This window comes from Geobacter benzoatilyticus (assembly GCF_017338855.1).
Taxonomy (GTDB): domain Bacteria; phylum Desulfobacterota; class Desulfuromonadia; order Geobacterales; family Geobacteraceae; genus Geobacter; species Geobacter benzoatilyticus.
Genome location: NZ_CP071382.1, coordinates 226363 through 243848, shown reverse-complemented (window position 1 = coordinate 243848; position 17486 = coordinate 226363). Strand labels below are relative to the sequence as shown.

Below are 17486 nucleotides of genomic sequence, written 5' to 3'. Positions count from 1 at the left end.
GCTGTTCCGGCGGCTTCCCCCTCTTTTGTGGTTCATTTTTGTTTCGTGCCTCACGGGTCTCACCGGTTGAGCAGATACCTCCCCACCCAGTGCTTTGAGAACTGGTAGGCGGTACGGCCGCAGCGTTTCTTCTTTTCGTGGGACCACTGGATGGCATCCAGCCGCAGTTCCTCGGTCCAGGGAATCTCCACCTTCCGGGTCCGGGCCTCCCGTTCCACGCAGAGGCGCACCGCTTCCAGGTAGCGGTCCTGGGTGAAGACGTGAAACGGCACCCAGAGGCCGAAGCGATCAGAGAGAGAAATTTTCTCTTCGGTGGCTTCGCTTTCCTGCAGCTCGCCGTTTACATATTTTCCTCCCCGAAGGTCGGTTTCGTATTCGGGGAGAAGGTGACGACGATTGGATGTGACATAGATCAGGACATTCTCGGGGGCCGAGTAGACCGAGCCGTCCAGGGCGCTCTTGAGCATCTTGTAGGTCAGCTCTCCCACCTCGAAGGTGAGGTCGTCGCAGAGGAGGATGAAGCGGTACGGTTCGTTCTCCACGGAGGAGAAAATGTCCGACAGATAGATCAGGTCTTCCTTCTCCACCTGGATGACCCGCAGTCCCTCGGAGGCATACTCATTGAGAAGCGCCTTCACGATCGACGATTTTCCCGTTCCCCGGGAACCCCAGAGAAGAGCGTTGTTGGCCGGCAGCCCTTTGAGAAACTGCCTGGTGTTGCTGATCATGATCTCCTTCTGCTTCTCCACCCCCAGCAGTTCGTCGAGGGTGGTGGTGTCGGTCACGGTGACCGGCTGGAGGAAACCGGAAAAGGAGTGGCGGCGCCAGTTGGCGGCGTTGCAGGTGGCCCAGTCGATGGGTTTTACGGCCCGGGGAAGAAGCATTTCCACGGAACTGAGTACGCGCTCCAGCTGTGCGACGATTTCTGGTTTCAGGTTAAGCATGGGTCTCTCTTTCGTTACAGATGGATTCATTGTTTCCGACTCTTCGGCCGCGGCCGCGTGAAAAACAGTTAACACCCCGAAAAAACACGATAAAACAGTGGTTGTCTGGTATACGTTATCCCTGTGCTTCATGTCAAGTCCAAAACCCTGACCCGCCATCGCCGTCTGACGGCGATGGCGATATGAAAAAGCCCCCGGCTGCATGAGCAACCGGGGGCTTGGTTCTTTTTCAGGTTGGTGAACTACAGACCCAACTGCTTGAAGAAGTCATTCCCCTTGTCATCAACGAGGATGAAGGCCGGGAAGTCTTCTACCTCGATCTTCCATACCGCTTCCATGCCGAGTTCGGGGAAGTCGATGCACTCGACCTTCTTGATGTTCTCCTCGGCGAGGACTGCGGCCGGGCCGCCGATGGACCCCAGGTAGAAGCCGCCGTGCTTCTTGCAGGCGTCGGTCACCTGCTGGCTACGGTTCCCCTTGGCGATCATGATCATGGAGCCGCCGTTGGCCTGGAGGAGATCAACGTACGAGTCCATCCGGCCGGCAGTGGTGGGGCCGAAGGAGCCGGAAGGCTTGCCTGTCGGGGTCTTGGCCGGGCCGGCATAGTAGATCGGATGATTCTTGAGATAGTCGGGGAGCGGTTTGCCGCTGTCGAGAATCTCCTTGAATTTGGCGTGGGCGATGTCGCGCCCCACAACGATGGTGCCGGTGAGGAGCAGAGGAGTTGAAACCGGGTGCTTGCTCAGTTCGGCGAGAACCTCTTTCATGGGGCGGTTCAGATCGATTTTGACGCCGTGGCCGTGCTTGCCGCGGTATTGCTCGGGGATGAGCCTCCCAGGATTGCGGTCCAGTTCTTCGACGAAAAGACCGTGCTTGGTGATTTTTGCTTTGATGTTGCGGTCGGCGGAGCAGGAAACCGCCATCCCCACGGGGCAGGAAGCGCCGTGACGCGGTAGGCGGATGACCCGGATGTCATGGGCGAAGTACTTGCCGCCGAACTGGGCTCCGATACCGAGCTTGTATGCTTCCTGGAGGAGCTTTTCTTCCAGTTCAAGGTCGCGGAAGGCGCGGCCGTGCTCGTTACCGGTGGTGGGGAGTGCATCCAGGTACTTGGCTGAAGCGAGCTTGACGGCCTTCATGCAGGCGTCGGCGCTGGTTCCTCCCACGACCACGGCGATGTGGTACGGCGGGCAGGCGGCGGTCCCCAGGTACTTCATTTTGGCAACCAGGAACTGGACGAGCTTATCGGGAGTGAGAAGGGCCTTGGTCTCCTGGTAGAGCATGGTCTTGTTGGCGGAGCCGCCACCCTTGGCCATGAAGAGGAATTTGTAGTAGTCGCCGTCCACGGCCTGGATGTCGATCTGGGCGGGGAGGTTGGTGCCGGTGTTGATTTCCTTGTACATGTCCAGGGCGACGGTCTGGGAGTAGCGGAGGTTCTCCTCGGTGTAGGTCTTGTATACCCCTTTGGAGAGGAATTCTTCGTCACTGCCGCCGGTCCAGACCTGCTGGCCCTTCTTGGCGACGATGGTGGCGGTGCCGGTATCCTGGCAGAGGGGGAGTTCGAAGTTGGCGGAGATTTCGGCGTTGCGCAGGAAGGCCATGGCCACGCCCTTGTCGTTCTGGGAAGATTCCGGATCGCGGAGTATCTTTGCCACCGATTCGTTATGCTCGGGGCGAAGCAGGAAGGATACATCCCTCATGGCCGTGTTGGCCAGAACGGTGAGCCCTTCGGGATCTACCTTGAGGACTTCCTTGCCTTCGAAAGTTGCGACGCTGACGTACTTTTCCGAGTCGGGAACCTTGTAGTACTTGGTTTCATCGGTTCCGAGGGGGAAGGGTTCCTGGTAGACAAACGGCTTGGTGGACATACATGCTCTCCTTTCGTGTTGGGTATGAGGAGTTTTTTGTATACAGTATGCAATGGGCAATCTTATGTAATATTTTTCATTTTGTCGAGAGGGAAGTTCAATAAATACAAGGGTGGTTGCCGCCGGGTTGCGAATGGCTGTCCTTCTGGTATATACAATAAAGATATCGTGACATTACATAACACCTGATACATTCTGAAACTAAATGGGGAGGAATGGCAAATGAAAATGCAGGAGATCAAGGAGATTGCAAAGCAGCGTGGGGTTAAGGCTGGCAACTTGAAGAAGGCGGAGCTGATCAAGGCCATTCAGCGAATGGAAGGAAACGCCGACTGTTACGCTGAAGGGAAGGCCGCGGTCTGCGGTCAGGACCAATGCCTGTGGCGGGACGACTGCGACTGAAGCCACTCCATGGCGGGAGCGGGAAGGGGGCGGAGTTGGCCTGATGGCCGCTCCGCCTTTTGTTTTGGAACCATGGTTCATAAGGCAAAATCGTTGACCCGGTGGAGCGCGCGGGGTATAGTGATTCCTCTCCGAATCTCATCCAGCATTCATTCCCAAGGCAGGCCATGTCAGCAGTTGATCTGAGAAAAGTTCCTCCCCAGAGCCTTGAGGCCGAGATGTCTATTCTCGGCGGGATTCTCCTCGAAAACGAGGCGATTAACCGTGCCCTGGAGATTATCGAGGCAGACGATCTCTACCGGGAGACCCACCGGAAGATCTTCCGGGCCATGGTGGACCTCTCCACCCGCAACGAGCCCTGCGATCTCATCACCCTCACCGATACCCTCAAGCGTTCCGGCGAGCTGGACGAGGTGGGGGGGGCGGCATACCTGGCTACCCTGGTGGACTACGTTCCCACGGCCGCCAACATCGCCTACTACTGCCGGATGGTGAAGGAAAAATCCATCACGCGCCGCCTTATCACTGCGGCCACCGACATCGTCACCAAGGGGTACGACGTGGAGACCGGCGTGGAGGAGCTCCTCGACGCGGCCCAGAAGACCATCTTCGAGATTGCCGACAACAAGCTTCGCCCTGCGTTCACGCCGGTCGGCACTATCCTGAAAGATACCTTCAAGCACATAGAGACTCTCTACGAGAAGAAGGAACACGTCACCGGCATTCCCACCGGTTTTTATGATCTGGACGAGATGACCGCCGGCTTCCAGCGGGGGGATCTCATTATCATAGCCGGCCGTCCTTCAATGGGAAAGACCGCCTTTGCCCTCAACATCGCCCAGCACGCAGCGGCCCACGCCAGCACGCCTGCGCCTGCGGCCATCTTCTCCCTGGAGATGAGCAAGGAACAACTGGTGATGCGCCTTCTCTGCTCCGAGTCGCGGGTAGATGCAAGCCGTCTCAGAACCGGCCACCTGGTGGACACTGACTGGCACAAGTTGACCAGCGGGGCCGACAAGCTCGCCAAGGCTAAGCTGTTCATCGACGACACCCCGGCCATTCCCGTTCTGGAGATGCGGGCAAAAGCCCGGCGCCTGAAGGCCGAGCACGGCCTGGGCCTCATAGTGGTCGACTACCTGCAACTCATGCGGGGTTCCAATACGGAATCGCGCCAGCAGGAAATATCGGAGATATCCCGCTCTCTCAAGGCCCTGGCCAAGGAGCTGGATGTTCCGGTGGTGGCCCTGTCGCAGCTGAACCGCTCCCTGGAGAGCCGCACTGACAAGCGCCCAATCATGAGCGACCTGCGGGAATCGGGAGCCATCGAGCAGGATGCCGACGTGATCATGTTCGTCTACCGGGATGCCGTCTACTGCGACGACTGCAAGAAGCGTGACGGCTCCTGCACCAAGGAGCACGACAAGGATGCCGAGATCATTATCGGCAAGCAGCGTAACGGCCCCATCGGGACGGTAAGGCTCCTGTTCAACGGTCAGTTCACAAAATTCGAGAATCTGGAGAAACGTCATGACTACTAGTATTCATCCGACTGCCCAGATAAGCCCCTCTGCCATAATCGCCGACGGCGTGGAAATCGGCGCCAACGTCATTGTGGGGGACCACTCCTCCATCGGCGCCGGCACGAAAGTGATGGCCAACGCCGTTATCGGCCCATGGACCTCCATCGGCGAGAACAACGTCATCCATTACGGCGCCATCGTGGGGCACGAGCCCCAGGACTTCGGCTACAAGGGGGAGGAGAGCTGGACCTTCGTCGGCAACGGCAACATCATTCGCGAGTACGCCACCATCCACCGTGGCAACCGGCCGGGTACAAAAACGGTAGTCGGCGACAACAACCTGTTGATGGTCAGCTCCCACGTGGGGCACAACTGTGTGCTGGGGAACAACATCATCCTGGTCAACGGGGTGCTCCTGGCCGGGCACGTGACGGTGGCTGACCGCGCCATCCTCTCCGGCAACTGCGCGGTGCACCAGTTCTGCAGCATCGGGAAGTTCGCCATGATGCGGGGAATGTCGCGCGCTACCCGAGATATCCCCCCCTTCTGTATAATGGATGATACCAACACTGTCAGGGCACTGAACATCGTGGGGCTGCGCCGCAACGGCTTCGATCAGGCCCGCATCCGTGCCATCAAGAACGCTTTCAAGCTCCTCTTTCTATCGGGGCTCAATATGCAGAACGCCTTGGCCGAGGCGGAGCGCACTCTCAATATCACCGATGATGTCCGCTACCTCCTGGACTTCATCAAGAGCGCCAAGCGCGGCGTCTGCTTCGGCCGCGGCGTGATCGTGGATGTTGAAGAAAAAGAATAAACCACCAATCGAGGAATTAATCATGACCCAATACACACCACTTGCACAGCTTCCCGAGACCGCCGGCTACGGGAAAGGTGACATCTTTGTCCTTTTCGGCGAGCTCTTCGGCCGTGGCTACGCCAACGGCATCGTGGACGAGGCTAAAAAGGCCGGCATGACCATTGTCGGCGCCACTGTCGGACGTCGAGACAACAACGGGCCGCTCCGCTCCCTAACCCCCGAGGAGCTTGCCGCGGCCGAGGCCAACCTGGGGGGAAAGATCATCAACGTGCCGCTTGAGGCCGGGTTCGACCTGGAGCCGGCCACCGATGGCCTGACCCCCGCCGACCGCCTCAAGGGGGTGAAACCCGATACGGTGGTGGAGACCAAGCTGGACATGGCCGCCATCGAGGAGTCGCGCCGGAAGGGGCGCGCCCGCTTCCGGGATAACCTGGCCCTCTTTGCGAAGGAACTGGAAGGACTCATCCCTGCCGGGGCCAATGTCCTCATCGCCCACACCATGGCGGGTGGCATACCCAGGGTTCGCACTCTCATGCCGATCCTGAACCGGGTATTCAAGGGGCAGGGTGACCGCTACCTGGCGTCGGGGCCCTTCTGGAATTCCGACGTGGGGCAGCTCTGCTCCCTCTCCTTCGATGAGGTGACCGCCGACACCTTCGACGCCCTCATGGCAGCCACTGCCGGGCTCCGGAGCCGTGTGGAAGGCTCTGGTTCCCGCATTTCCTATTCGGCCTACGGCTACCATGGCTGCGCGGTGCTGATCGGCGGCGAATATCGCTGGCAGTCCTACACCCCTTACCTTCAGGGATGGGCCAAGATCCGTCTGGAAGAGGCCGCCGCGAAGGCCTGGCAAGGGGGGGTGAAAGCCACGGTTTACAACTCACCCGAGATCCAGACCAACTCCAGTGCCCTTTTCCTCGGGGTGGAGATTTCCCTCTACCCGTTGCTGGCGGCTTTGCGCAAAGAAGGGGGCGGTCCCGCGGCCACGGCAATCGAGGATGCCTGTCAAGGACTCCTGAAAGAAGGAGAAACTCTCGATTCCCTCCTGGGAAAGGCCGAAGCCTATCTTTCGTCGCCGGTTCTGAAGCCCTTCGGGACCTATGAAGAGTGGCCCCACCACAACACCGCCGAGCAGGCGGGCTTCATGCTCACCGTCTCCGACGAGCTCATGGCCATGAGCGCTGACACCAAGAACGTTGTTTGCGCCGAGCTTTCTAAATCTGTGTTCCAGGCGGTGGGCCGCCTCATGTTCGATCACTCCTGGAACCCCCAGGCACCGGTGCTCTGGCTGAACCACGACATCATCGCCCGCCGGCTCATAGCCTGATCGACCGGCCAACTCCATCGAGGCACAAAAAAAGAGCCGTCCCCAAGGGGCGGCTCTTTTTTTGCCGACGACAGTGCACCGTTCGCCTATCGCACGAGTTTCGACAGTTTCTTGAACTCCTCTGTCCCCGCCACCCGCAGAAGCTGGAACAGGGCTGCTTCGGTCGAGGTTATGACCGCGCCGGACGCGGCAGCGGTGTTGAGCCCTATCTCCCAGTTTTCCTTCCTGCGGCTCATGACTGCGTCCTTTACCAAGTGGACGCTGTACCCCCGCTCCCGAAGCTCAAGGATCGTCTGGAGCACGCAGACGTGGGTTTCCATGCCGGTGACGATCACCTGCTTCCGGCCAAGCTCGGCCAGACGGTTCTGAAAGTCCGGGTCGCCACAGCAGCTGAAGGTCATTTTCTCGAAGGCAGCCCCTTCGAACTTCTCCCGCAACTCCGGAACGGTGCAGCCGAGCCCCTTAACGTACTGCTCGGTGGCCACCACCGGGATGCCCATCTCCCGGGCCGCCTCCAGGAGGATGGAGGTGTTCTTTGTGAGCTGCTCCAGTACTTCCGGGTCCATGGCCGCGCAGAGCTTCTCCTGCACGTCGACTACTACGAGCACTGCCTGGTTGCGATTGAGAAAAAACGTTTCCATTATGCCCATCTGGTGAACCCTCCTTTCAGTCCCTTCTGATTTCGATGCCCAGTTCCTGAATCTTCTTCCGGAGCGTGTTCCGGTTGATGCCGAGGATGTCGGCTCCCTTCACCTGGTTCCCTCTGGTTTTTTCCAGTACAAAGCGGATGAGGGGGCGTTCGATCTGTTTGAGGACCAGGTTGTAGATATCACCGGTTTCCATTTTGTCCAGGTTGGTGAGGCTCGCCCGTAGCTTCATGTCCACTAGGGCCTCCAGTGACAATTCATCGGTGGCGGAGCTCCCGCCGGCCCGCTGGATGCGCAGCCCCGGGAAGTCCGCGGGGATGAGGAGCGGGTCGGATGAGAGGATAACGGCTCTCTTGATGGTGTTTTCCAGTTCCCGGACGTTGCCGGGCCAGGAGTAGGCGGTGAGCAGCGCCATGGTCTCGGGGGAGCAGGTTTTCCCCGGAACATCCAGCTCGGCGCAGGTCTTGTGGAGGAAGTATTCCACAAGAGCCGGGACGTCTTCTTTGCGCTCCCGCAGCGGCACCAGCTGGATCGGCACCACGTTCAGGCGGTAGTAGAGATCTTCGCGGAACTGCTTGGTACGGGCCAGTTCCTCAAGGTTCTGGTTGGTGGCGGCCAGGATCCGCACATCCACGGAGATGTTCTGGCTTCCGCCGGTGCGGGTAACCTCCTTTTCCTGGAGGACCCGTAATATTTTGGCCTGGAGGTCCAGGGGCATGTCGCCGATTTCGTCAAGGAAAATGGTGCCGCCGTTGGCCTGCTCGAACTTGCCTAGCTTGCGCTCCACGGCGCCGGTGAAGGCCCCTTTCTCAAAGCCGAAGAGTTCGCTTTCCAGTAACTCCTTGGGGATTGCCGCGCAGTTGAGGGCGATGAACGGCTTGCCGAACCGCTTGGAGTTGAAGTGGATGGCCCGGGCGATGAGTTCCTTGCCGGTTCCAGACTCTCCCTGGATCAGTACCGTCACGTCGCTGGGGGCCACCTTGCCGATGGTCTTGTAGACATCCCGCATTGCCGGTGAGTTGCCGACGACGTTTTTCTCCAGCAGGTAGCGGTCCTTCAGTTCTTCCTTGAGGATCGACATTTGGGAGGTGATTTCCCGTGCCCGGTTCACCTTTTCGATGATGGCGTCGATCACATCCAGGTCAAATGGCTTTGTGATGTAGTCGTAGGCGCCCCGTTTCATGGCTTCTACGGCGTTTTTCATGCTCGCTTCGGCGGTCATGATTACCATAAGCAGGTCGCTTTTCAGCTCTTTCACCCGGTCCAGGAGGTCGAGCCCCGAGATGCCGGGCATCTTGATGTCCAGGATCGCCAGGTCGTAGTCGCCGGACTGGATGAGGCGCAGCGCCTCTTCTCCGTCGCGGGCGAGGTCAACGGAAAATCCCTTTTTCCGCAGGGCCTTGGATAGGACCCAGCGCATGCTTTCTTCATCGTCGGCAACCAGAATGCGGTGCAATAACATAATAAAACCTCTGAAATCCGGGATCGGGGACCGGGGACCGGCAAAAAACCAAAATTTAGCTTCGGTTTTCCCGGCCCCCGGTCCCTGATCCCTGGTTACTGAATTAACGGCAGCATCACCGTGAAAGTGGTTCCTTTGCCCGGGTTTGACTCTACCTTGAGCATCCCACGGTGTTCTGAGACAATTTTCTGGCAGATGGCGAGGCCAAGCCCCGTACCTTTCGCCTTGGTTGTAAAGAAGGGGGTAAACAACTGCTCCAGCTGTTCCCGGGGGATACCCGGACCGTCATCGCAGACGTCGATAGCTACCATGCGGGAGCGCCGTTCACCCTTCTGTGTCATGCTGTAGTCTGAGATGACCCGGCTCACAACTTTGACGAGTCCCCGTTCTTCCACCGCCTCCACGGCATTTTTGATCAGGTTCAGGAAAAGCTGGGTGAGGAGCCCTTCGTCAGCCAGGATTGGAGGGATGCTTGGGTCGAACTGCTGCTGGAAGGCAATGTTCTTTCCCTCGGTAGCCCGCATCCGGAGGATTATGATATCCCCCAGTATCTTGTGAAGGTTTACCTTGGATAGCTGGAGCTTGCGGGGCGATGCCAGCGCCAGGAGCTCCTCCACTATCCGGTTGACCCGGTCCACCTCCCTCACTACGATCCGGACGTTGTCCCGAAGTTCACTCTCGGGGGGGAGTTCCAGTTCAAGGAGCTGGGCGGCTCCCTTGATTCCCCCCAGGGGGTTCTTGATCTCGTGGGCCAGGCCTGCGGCCAGTGTGCCCAGGGTGGAGAGCCGGTCGGCGTGGCGCACAGCCCCTTCGAGCTCGCGGATGTTCGTCAGGTCCCTCAGCATGAGGATTGTTCCGATGGGCACGCCATTCTGGAGCAGGAGCGGGAAGGTGGTGGCCGCAACGGGTGTCAGCTGCTTCGCCTTCTTGATGACGATGTTCTCGTGGTCGGAGATAGTCATGCCGGTGGCGGAGGTCTTTTCGACCATCTCCAGCAAAATTTCCTGGCTGCCGAAGAGGGCCGGGAAGGGGTGTCCAACGGCCTGGCGCCGCGAGACAGCGGTGATTTCTTCGGCTGCCGGATTCATGAGGGTGACCAGCCCCGCAAGGTCGATGACGATGACTCCGTCGCCGACGCTGTCGATGATGGTGGCAAGAAACGCCTCGTTGGTGCTTTCAGGGCTCATGGCGCCTCCGGAGAGAAAAAACGGTGCAATGCTTCGAGAAGGGCGCCCTTGCCCTCGATAATGTTGACGGCTTTGCGGAACTGGGCTGCGCCGGCAAGCCCGTGGGAATACCAGCCGAAATGTTTTCGCATCTCCCGCAGGGCCACCCGTTCGCCGGACAGCTCCGTAAAGAGCTCCAGGTGACGAAGTGCCGCGCGAAGCCGTTCCTCTGGAGCGGGAGCGGCCGGTTCACCTCCCTCTAAGAGCGCCAGGGCCTGGCGGAATATCCACGGATTTCCAAGGGCGCCCCGGGCCACCATGACGCCGTCGCAGCCGGTCTCAGCCAGCATGGCGGTCACGTCGGCTGCCGTGAAAAGGTCGCCGCTGCCGATGACTGGAATTTTCACGCTCCGCTTCATCTCGGCAATCTTCTGCCAGTCGGAGTGCCCCTCGAACATCTGGGAACGGCTCCGGGGGTGGAGGGTTATGGCGTCGCATCCCTCATCCTCCGCAATCCGGGCGATCTCCAGAAAGTTTGCCTCCTCGCAGACCCAGCCGCTGCGGATCTTAACGGTGAGGGGGATTTTGGTGGCCCGACGCGTTTCCCGAATAATGGCCCGAATTTTGGCCGGTTCCCGCAGGAGGGCGCTGCCGGCCCCGGTTCCGACCACCTTTTTGACCGGGCATCCCATGTTTATATCGATGAGATCGCCGTGTCCCTCTACCATCCGGGCTCCTTCGGCAATGAGTCGAGGGTCGTCGCCGAATAGCTGAATGCCGAGGGGGCGGTCTTCCGGCCTGCTTCGCAGAAGTTCGAACGTTTTGCGACCCTCTCGCACGAGGCCGTTTACGCTCACCATCTCGGTGAAGCAGAGGCTTGCTCCCTCATCCCTCGCCAGCAGCCTGAAGGGGAGGTTTGTAATTCCTGCCATGGGGGCCAGGATAAGGTTGTTTTCCAGTGTCAGAGAGCCGATGGCCAAGGGTTTGAGCATTTATGGTATCTATTCGTGAAGGCGATAACGTGCTTAAAATTTAAGCATGGTAGCATGGGGGACGAAAAAGGCAAGTAAATTCTCTGCGGAATACGGAGCGTCAGGTTGCGGGAATTGACATTCGCTGCGGCGGGAATTACCCTTTAAAATCCGGTGGTAAGCGATGAAGGGGGGAACGCATGGAAATCGTTGGCGGCTTCATGGTGATGATGTGGATACTCGGTCTGTTTCTGACGGTGGTCTGGCTCATAATGCCGTTCGCAGTTTTTGCGCTGAAGGGAAAAGTTGAGCAGAACCGAGCGCTTCTGGAATCCATTGACCGGCGCCTTTCCTCCCTTGAAGAACATCTCCAGGGGGGCGGAATGCCGTGATTATTCTCCCGCTGCCTTGCTGAACACCTCGGGAAAAACGGCGCTGAGCTCTTTTCCCATGTTTCGCTTCACGTAATCGGCAAAGCAGTCCACCACCTTCGGGTCGAACTGGCTGCCTGCTCCCCGGCGCAGTTCGCCGATTGCCTCGCCTATGTCAAATCCCTTTCGATAGGGGCGCTCCGAGACCATGGCGTCGAAGGCGTCGGCAACCGCAACTATCCGAGCCGCAAGAGGGATATCTTCTCCCTTCAGCCCCTTTGGATACCCGGTGCCGTCGTACCGCTCGTGGTGATGGAGTATGGCGGGCAGGACGTCGCGCAGTTGCGCGATGGGAGAGAGAATGGCGATCCCCTTTTCCGGATGGGCCCTCAGCGGCGGAAACTCGTCTTCGGATAGGGCCGCCGGCTTTTCCAGTACTGCCTCGATTACTCCGATCTTCCCGATGTCGTGAAGGAGTCCGCCGAGCCTTATCCGCTCGACCGTCGTTTCGGGAAGCCCCATTTCCTTTGCGATGTGGGCCGCGATGTGCATGACCCTCTCCGAGTGCCCCTTGGTCCAGGGGCTCTTGGCGTCGATGGCGTTGGCAAGGCTCGAAATGGTGTTGATGAAGAGGCTCCGCATATCTTCGTAAAGCTGGGCGTTTTCCAGGGCTACCGCCATCTGTGACGCGATTTTCTCTATGGTGAAGGTTGATCCCCGGTCGAATGCTCCCGTCTCTGTATCGCCCAGCATGAGCACCCCTTTAACCTCGTCCCGGACCATGAGCGGTATGGCCATGAGTGAGCGGATGCCCATGGAGAAGAGAGCCGCATCCATGTCTGAAAGGCAGTTGGTCTTGCCGGAGTAATCGGTGCCCGTGCTCCGCCCGGTGCGGTATGCGCGCCAGGCGGCAAAGCGCCCCCGGGGAAGCCTGGCGCCTGCTTGCAGGATGTCGGGGACGGAAAGCCCTCCGGCGTAGGATGCCGTTACGGTCAGGCCGCTTCCCTCAACTTGAAGAATCGCAACGAATTCGCACCGGGTTATCCGCTCCACGTGCTCCATTGCTGTTTCCAGAATCTTTTCCCGGGAGAGTGACGAGGAGATCGCCTTGTTTATTTCGTCGAGCGTCAGAATCACGTCGATGCGACCCGCGAGATCCAGGGCCATGTCGAGGGATTCGTCGAAGATCTGGATGTGGGAGACGACGAGAGCGGCATGGGAAACCATGTCGCGTATTACCGCCACTTCGTCCTGGGAGAATGGGGGGAGTTCCCTTGTCCGGGCTATGAATACCGCGCCGATCACCTGATTTCGGGCTATCATGGGCACTGCCAGCAGCGTCAGGTTGCGGAGAAGCTTTCTTAATTTTGCCGGGAGTAGATCCGATGCCGAAGGATCGGTGAGGAGCAGATGCTGCTTTTTGTTGAGCATTCCCTTGAGCAGCGGAATTTTGTCGGGGGCGAGGGGCATCTCCCTGAATACCGGGACAAAACGCGATGGGAGGCCATAACTGCGCGCCGGGGCGAAATCGCGCCGCTCCCGGTCAAAAAAATAGACGGCAATCCAGCGGCTTTTGACAAGCCTCTTGAGGAGCCGGGACAGGTCCTTGACTACCTCGTCAACGTCGGCAAGGCCACTCAGCCGTTCGCTTCCTTCAATGACGGCGTTGAACGTGTCTATCATGGTGCGCACCTCTCGTTGTAGTTTGCCATCAAACACCCCATATGTCTTGCCAAAAATAGGTTTTTTTATTATTCTGCCTCATTCCTGCGGCGCAGTTGTACCGACGTGGGGCTTAATGCCGGCTCCGCCGTCGGGCGGCTGCATCTGTATCAGAATTAAAACCGGCGGTAACAGGATGAGAACGAAGGATGGCGCCATGGGAGCGCCGTCTCTGTTTTGGGAGGAATCTGCATGGGGCTTCTGGATGGCAAGAAGGCGGTAATTTTCGGTATCGCCAACGAGAAAAGTATCGCGTGGGCCATTGCCCAGGCTTTTAAACGCGAAGGGGCCGAGCTGGCCGTAACCTACGCCAATGAAATGGTGGCAAAGCGGGTGATCCCCCTTGCGGAGAGTGTGGGGGCATCGCTGGTGCTCCCCTGTGACGTGCGGGATGACGCCGGTATCAAACAGGTTTTTGCCGAGATAGGCGAAGCCTGGGGTGGGATCGATATCCTCGTTCACTCCATTGCCTTTGCCGGCAAGGAGGAACTTAAGGGATCGTTCCTTAATACATCCCGTGAAGGTTTTGCCCTCGCTCTCGATATCAGCGCCTATTCCCTCATAGCCCTGATGAAGGAAGCCCATCCTCTCATGGAGGGAAGGGGGGGGAGCGTTATGGCCCTCACTTACTATGGCGGCCAGAAGGTTTTCCCGAACTATAACGTTATGGGAGTGGCGAAGGCGGCCCTTGAGATGAGCGTCAGGTATCTGGCAGAGGCGGTGGGCGCCGACGGCATCAGGGTCAATGCCATCTCGGCAGGTCCCTTGAAAACCCTGGCTTCGTCGGGGGTCGGCGGATTCAACCAGATTGCCGGCCATGTGGCCGAGAAGGCGCCGCTTCGGCGAAACATCACCCAGGACGAAGTGGCCGGGGCGGCTGTTTACCTGGCGAGCTCGCTTTCAAGTGGCGTTTCCGGCGAAATTCATTTTGTGGACAGCGGCTATAATATTATCGGTCTGTAAAGGCGGAGAACTGATATCAAACAACTGCATGGTAACCTCATTGGCCTGAAGCCGAACCAGATTTCTTCGCTGGAAAGGCTTTACCGGCGCCGCGTCCCTGCCGGCGAGCTCATCACTGCCGAGCTGGCGGGGCGGATGGTTGAGATTTCGCGGGAGATCCGGCGGCAGGTGGGAGTCCTCGTTGATCGCCATGGGGCCGTGGAGTATGTGATTGTTGGTGACGAGAAGGGGATTTTTATCCCCGAGCTTTCCGATTACCCCCTGGGGCGCCGTCTGCTGCGGGGGCTGCGTTACATACACACCCACCTCAAGGGCGAGTCCTTTTCCGAGGACGACCTGACCGACCTGGCGCTTTTGCGCTTCGACCTGATGGCGATTCTCCAGCTTCACCAGGATGATCGCCGGACTGCCATCCAGACAGCCTTTCTCACTGCCGGCTCCGGCCAGCCCTACCGGGTGGAGGCGTCCGAACCCCTCGCCACCTTCCGCATGGATTTCGGCTCCATTGTTTCGCATCTGGAGCGGGAGCTGGAAAAATCGGTGGCCACCGAGGCCCGCGAGGTTTCAGCGACCGGGGAGCGGGCGATTCTCATCTCCGTCACGCAACAGTCCCACGAAGAGGCCGACGACTCCCTTGACGAACTCAGGGAACTGGCCCGCACCGCCGGGGTCTCCGTCCTCGATGCGGTTGTCCAGCGCCGCCGCCAGTTCAACCCCCGCTACCTCATGGGGGAGGGGAAGATGCGGGAGGTGGTGATCCGCGCGCTCCAGCTCGGGGCGACGATCCTCATCTTCGACCAGGAGCTCTCCCCGGCCCAGGTCCGTTCCATTTCGGAGATGACGGAACTGAAGGTCATCGACCGCAGCCAGCTCATCCTCGACATCTTCGCCCGCAGGGCCACGAGCCTTGATGGAAAGGTGCAGGTGGAACTTGCCCAGCTCAAATACATTCTCCCGCGCCTTACGGGCAGGGGGGTGCAGATGTCCCGCCTAATGGGTGGGATTGGGGGACGGGGGCCCGGCGAGACGAAGCTTGAGACTGACCGGCGGCGGATTCGCGACCGGATCGCAAAGCTCGAGCGGGAGCTGGACGAACTTTCCCGCGGACGGCAGCAGCGCCGTCAGAAGCGGGTGCGGGCCGGGCTTCCCATCGTTTCCATCGTCGGCTACACCAACGCCGGAAAATCAACGCTTCTCAATGCGCTCACCCGTAGCCGGGTTTTCACCGAAAACCTGCTCTTCGCCACCCTCGATACTTCTACCCGCCGCCTTCGCTTCCCGAGGGAACGGGAGGTGATCATCACCGATACGGTCGGCTTCATCCGCTCCCTGCCCCAGTCCCTCATGGGTGCCTTCAAGGCGACCCTGGAGGAGCTTCAGGATGCGGATCTCCTGCTCCATCTGGTGGATTGTGCTTCCCCCCGCGTGGAAGAACAGATTCAGCAGGTGGAGAGGATTCTGGAGGAGTTGAATCTGGCCGGAAAGCCGCGAATTATGGTGTTCAACAAGGTAGATCTCCTGCCCGCTCTCAAGAAAAAAAATCCCCTTGCCTTCATGAAGATCCGCCAGCTCTCCCGGCGTTTTAACGCCATCACCGTCAGCGCCTCGGATCACGCAAGCCTTGAACCCCTCCTCCAGGAAATGGAGCGCCGTTTCTGGTCTTCTGCCCCCCAACCTTGACACCTCGACCCTAATCGCCTATACTGCCGACTTCATCCGGCACCGACTTCCCACATCCGGCCGCTTCGGCCATGCGCGGAAGGTATTCCATGAAAAAAGCAGTAATCCTTCTCATCATAAGCATCCTTCCGGTTTTCCCCGCCCTGGCATCGGAATCCCGTAACTCACCCCTGATGGAGTTGGCTGCGCTGGGCAGCGCTTCGCTTCCCGATCTCTCCGGGGTCCTCCCCCTGGGTGCCGACTCGAGGTCGAAGGGCGCCCGCAAATCTGGCCGCTCCGATCAATCCCTGGGGGACTTGATCGTTATCGAGGACCAATTGGCCGCCGATACCGATTTCGAGTTGACGCTTCCCGAGGGGCCGCTTCCCGATTCCGACATTCCTCTCACCCTTAACGATCAGGTTGAGTACTTTATCCGCTATTACCAGACCTCCGGCCGCAAGTCCTTTGCAAAGTGGCTTTCCCGTTCAGAGCGCTATATCCCCATGATGAAAGAGGTCCTGAAGAAAAATGGCCTCCCCGAGGATCTGGTCTATCTCGCAATGATCGAGAGCGGCTTTACCCCCCACGCTGTTTCGGTGGCGAGCGCCGTGGGGCCGTGGCAGTTTATCTCCGGTACCGGCAAGCGCTATGATCTCCGCATCGATCAATGGATCGACGAACGGCGCGACCCGCTGAAGTCGACCGTGGCGGCAGCCTTGTATCTGAAGCAGCTTTACGCCATGTTCAACAACGACTGGTATCTTGCTGCCGCGGGATACAATGCGGGGGAGAACAAGATACTGCGGGCCATCGACCGGTACAACACCCGTGACTTCTGGGAAATATCCAAGGGGTCGTACCTTAAGCGGGAAACCAAGGAATATGTGCCGAAGCTCCTGGCAGCCGCCATAATTGCCAAGGAGCCGGCCCGCTACGGTTTTGCCGATGTGGCCTACCTTCCCCCCATCGAGTTCGATACGGTTGCCATTCCTGCGCGAACAGACCTGGAGGTGGCGGCGAAGCTGATCAATGTCGATTACAAGGTGCTCAAGGAACTGAACCCCGAGTTGCGCCGCTGGTGCACTCCGCCGGACTATCCCGAATACGAGTTGAAGATCCCAAGGGGGAGCAGAAGGGCGTTCGAGCAGGCCTACGCCCAGCTTCCCGAAGATCAGCGCTATGCCGAGCGTATCGTGTACACCCGTTACCGGGCCAAGCGAAAGGATACCCTCGCGGCCATTGCCCGCCGTTACGGCACTACCCCAGAGGCCCTGGCCGAGGTGAACAAGCTGAAGGTGACCGCCAAGGTGCGGGGCCGGACCCTCCTCGTGCCGGTGGCAGCCGAAAAGGCGCCAGAGGTTCAGCTGGCGAAGGTTGGGGCTCCACGCCCGCAGGGGACCAAGGGATTCAACAAGTATTACACCGTGAAAAAGGGCGACACCATTGCGTCGCTTTCAAAAAAATTCAATGTCTCGTCACGCATTCTCACGGCCTGGAACAATTTGAAGGGGAAGATAGCGCTTCGCCCCGGCAAACGGCTTATCGTCGCCAAATATGTGGAAAAGAAGGGTTCCATGGTTCCGGTGTCCGATGACGATAACGGATAACGACTTACCCCCTGCTCAGCACGAAAGGATCTAA

Annotated in this window: 15 protein-coding genes; 8 read left to right on the top strand and 7 right to left on the bottom strand. The window is 59.0% G+C overall.

The features are described from left to right. Positions 1-59 precede the first annotated feature (59 nt). Complete coding sequence (locus tag JZM60_RS01110) at positions 60-944, bottom strand: ATP-binding protein (RefSeq protein WP_207163717.1); 885 nt, start codon at positions 942-944, stop codon at positions 60-62. Positions 945-1186: 242 nt separating this feature from the next. Then, a complete protein-coding gene (locus tag JZM60_RS01105) occupies positions 1187-2812 on the bottom strand; it encodes a fumarate hydratase (protein WP_207163716.1) in 1626 nt (541 codons plus the stop codon). Between the two features lie 222 nt (positions 2813-3034). Here JZM60_RS01105 and JZM60_RS01100 point away from each other — a divergent pair, with 222 nt between their 5' ends. The 4 genes from JZM60_RS01100 to JZM60_RS01085 all read left to right on the top strand — a co-directional run bounded on the left by JZM60_RS01100 (position 3035) and on the right by JZM60_RS01085 (position 6881). Next, the gene (locus tag JZM60_RS01100; RefSeq protein ID WP_207163715.1) at positions 3035-3214 is read left to right on the top strand and encodes an SAP domain-containing protein; all 180 of its coding nucleotides are present in this window, start codon (positions 3035-3037) and stop codon (positions 3212-3214) included. 167 nt (positions 3215-3381) lie between these two features. Further along, a complete protein-coding gene (gene dnaB / locus JZM60_RS01095) occupies positions 3382-4752 on the top strand; it encodes a replicative DNA helicase (protein WP_207163714.1) in 1371 nt (456 codons plus the stop codon). After that, positions 4742-5551, top strand: coding sequence for an acyl-ACP--UDP-N-acetylglucosamine O-acyltransferase (gene lpxA / locus JZM60_RS01090; RefSeq protein ID WP_207163713.1), 810 nt, complete (start codon positions 4742-4744; stop codon positions 5549-5551). The genes dnaB and lpxA overlap by 11 nt, the downstream gene beginning before the upstream one ends. A 22-nt stretch (positions 5552-5573) precedes the next feature. Beyond that, positions 5574-6881, top strand: a complete 1308-nt coding sequence (locus tag JZM60_RS01085) for an enoyl ACP reductase FabMG family protein (RefSeq protein ID WP_207163712.1) — start codon at positions 5574-5576, stop codon at positions 6879-6881. A gap of 86 nt (positions 6882-6967) precedes the next feature. Here the strand turns inward: JZM60_RS01085 and JZM60_RS01080 are convergent, their stop codons facing one another. From JZM60_RS01080 to dusB, 4 genes are all read right to left on the bottom strand, one after another. Further along, positions 6968-7531 (bottom strand): hydrolase, encoded by a 564-nt coding sequence (locus JZM60_RS01080; protein WP_207163711.1) that lies wholly within the window; start codon positions 7529-7531, stop codon positions 6968-6970. 16 nt (positions 7532-7547) lie between these two features. Continuing rightward, a complete protein-coding gene (locus JZM60_RS01075; protein WP_207163710.1) occupies positions 7548-8990 on the bottom strand; it encodes a sigma-54-dependent transcriptional regulator in 1443 nt (480 codons plus the stop codon). 95 nt (positions 8991-9085) lie between these two features. Further along, positions 9086-10177: a two-component system sensor histidine kinase NtrB gene (locus JZM60_RS01070; RefSeq protein ID WP_207163709.1), complete on the bottom strand. Its 1092-nt coding sequence runs from the start codon at positions 10175-10177 to the stop codon at positions 9086-9088. Beyond that, the gene (gene dusB / locus JZM60_RS01065; RefSeq protein WP_207163708.1) at positions 10174-11148 is read right to left on the bottom strand and encodes a tRNA dihydrouridine synthase DusB; all 975 of its coding nucleotides are present in this window, start codon (positions 11146-11148) and stop codon (positions 10174-10176) included. Before dusB ends, JZM60_RS01070 begins: the two co-directional genes overlap by 4 nt. A gap of 179 nt (positions 11149-11327) precedes the next feature. Between dusB and JZM60_RS01060 the strand changes: the two genes are divergently transcribed. Continuing rightward, positions 11328-11519, top strand: coding sequence for a hypothetical protein (locus JZM60_RS01060; RefSeq protein ID WP_207163707.1), 192 nt, complete (start codon positions 11328-11330; stop codon positions 11517-11519). Here JZM60_RS01060 and JZM60_RS01055 read toward each other — a convergent pair whose 3' ends face one another. After that, positions 11520-13181 carry an HD domain-containing phosphohydrolase gene (locus tag JZM60_RS01055; protein WP_207163706.1) on the bottom strand — a complete coding sequence of 554 codons (1662 nt, stop codon included), beginning with the start codon at positions 13179-13181 and terminating at the stop codon, positions 11520-11522. Positions 13182-13412: 231 nt separating this feature from the next. Between JZM60_RS01055 and JZM60_RS01050 the strand changes: the two genes are divergently transcribed. The 3 genes from JZM60_RS01050 (at position 13413) to JZM60_RS01040 (ending at position 17452) form a co-directional block, all read left to right on the top strand. Continuing rightward, positions 13413-14183: an enoyl-ACP reductase FabI gene (locus tag JZM60_RS01050; protein WP_207163705.1), complete on the top strand. Its 771-nt coding sequence runs from the start codon at positions 13413-13415 to the stop codon at positions 14181-14183. Positions 14184-14318: 135 nt separating this feature from the next. Beyond that, complete coding sequence (hflX, locus tag JZM60_RS01045) at positions 14319-15863, top strand: GTPase HflX (protein WP_241426323.1); 1545 nt, start codon at positions 14319-14321, stop codon at positions 15861-15863. Between the two features lie 89 nt (positions 15864-15952). Then, positions 15953-17452 (top strand): lytic transglycosylase domain-containing protein, encoded by a 1500-nt coding sequence (locus JZM60_RS01040; RefSeq protein WP_207163704.1) that lies wholly within the window; start codon positions 15953-15955, stop codon positions 17450-17452. Positions 17453-17486: the final 34 nt, after the last annotated feature.

Excerpts from the sequence above, each read along its gene's own strand:
- JZM60_RS01110 (WP_207163717.1), bottom strand. The coding sequence starts at position 944 with ATGCTTAACCTGAAACCAGAAATCGTCGCACAGCTGGAGCGCGTACTC.
- JZM60_RS01105 (WP_207163716.1), bottom strand. The coding sequence starts at position 2,812 with ATGTCCACCAAGCCGTTTGTCTACCAGGAACCCTTCCCCCTCGGAACC.
- JZM60_RS01100 (WP_207163715.1), top strand. The coding sequence starts at position 3,035 with ATGAAAATGCAGGAGATCAAGGAGATTGCAAAGCAGCGTGGGGTTAAG.
- dnaB (WP_207163714.1), top strand. The coding sequence starts at position 3,382 with ATGTCAGCAGTTGATCTGAGAAAAGTTCCTCCCCAGAGCCTTGAGGCC.
- lpxA (WP_207163713.1), top strand. The coding sequence starts at position 4,742 with ATGACTACTAGTATTCATCCGACTGCCCAGATAAGCCCCTCTGCCATA.
- JZM60_RS01085 (WP_207163712.1), top strand. The coding sequence starts at position 5,574 with ATGACCCAATACACACCACTTGCACAGCTTCCCGAGACCGCCGGCTAC.
- JZM60_RS01080 (WP_207163711.1), bottom strand. The coding sequence starts at position 7,531 with ATGGGCATAATGGAAACGTTTTTTCTCAATCGCAACCAGGCAGTGCTC.
- JZM60_RS01075 (WP_207163710.1), bottom strand. The coding sequence starts at position 8,990 with ATGTTATTGCACCGCATTCTGGTTGCCGACGATGAAGAAAGCATGCGC.
- JZM60_RS01070 (WP_207163709.1), bottom strand. The coding sequence starts at position 10,177 with ATGAGCCCTGAAAGCACCAACGAGGCGTTTCTTGCCACCATCATCGAC.
- dusB (WP_207163708.1), bottom strand. The coding sequence starts at position 11,148 with ATGCTCAAACCCTTGGCCATCGGCTCTCTGACACTGGAAAACAACCTT.
- JZM60_RS01060 (WP_207163707.1), top strand. The coding sequence starts at position 11,328 with ATGGAAATCGTTGGCGGCTTCATGGTGATGATGTGGATACTCGGTCTG.
- JZM60_RS01055 (WP_207163706.1), bottom strand. The coding sequence starts at position 13,181 with ATGATAGACACGTTCAACGCCGTCATTGAAGGAAGCGAACGGCTGAGT.
- JZM60_RS01050 (WP_207163705.1), top strand. The coding sequence starts at position 13,413 with ATGGGGCTTCTGGATGGCAAGAAGGCGGTAATTTTCGGTATCGCCAAC.
- hflX (WP_241426323.1), top strand. The coding sequence starts at position 14,319 with ATGGTTGAGATTTCGCGGGAGATCCGGCGGCAGGTGGGAGTCCTCGTT.
- JZM60_RS01040 (WP_207163704.1), top strand. The coding sequence starts at position 15,953 with ATGAAAAAAGCAGTAATCCTTCTCATCATAAGCATCCTTCCGGTTTTC.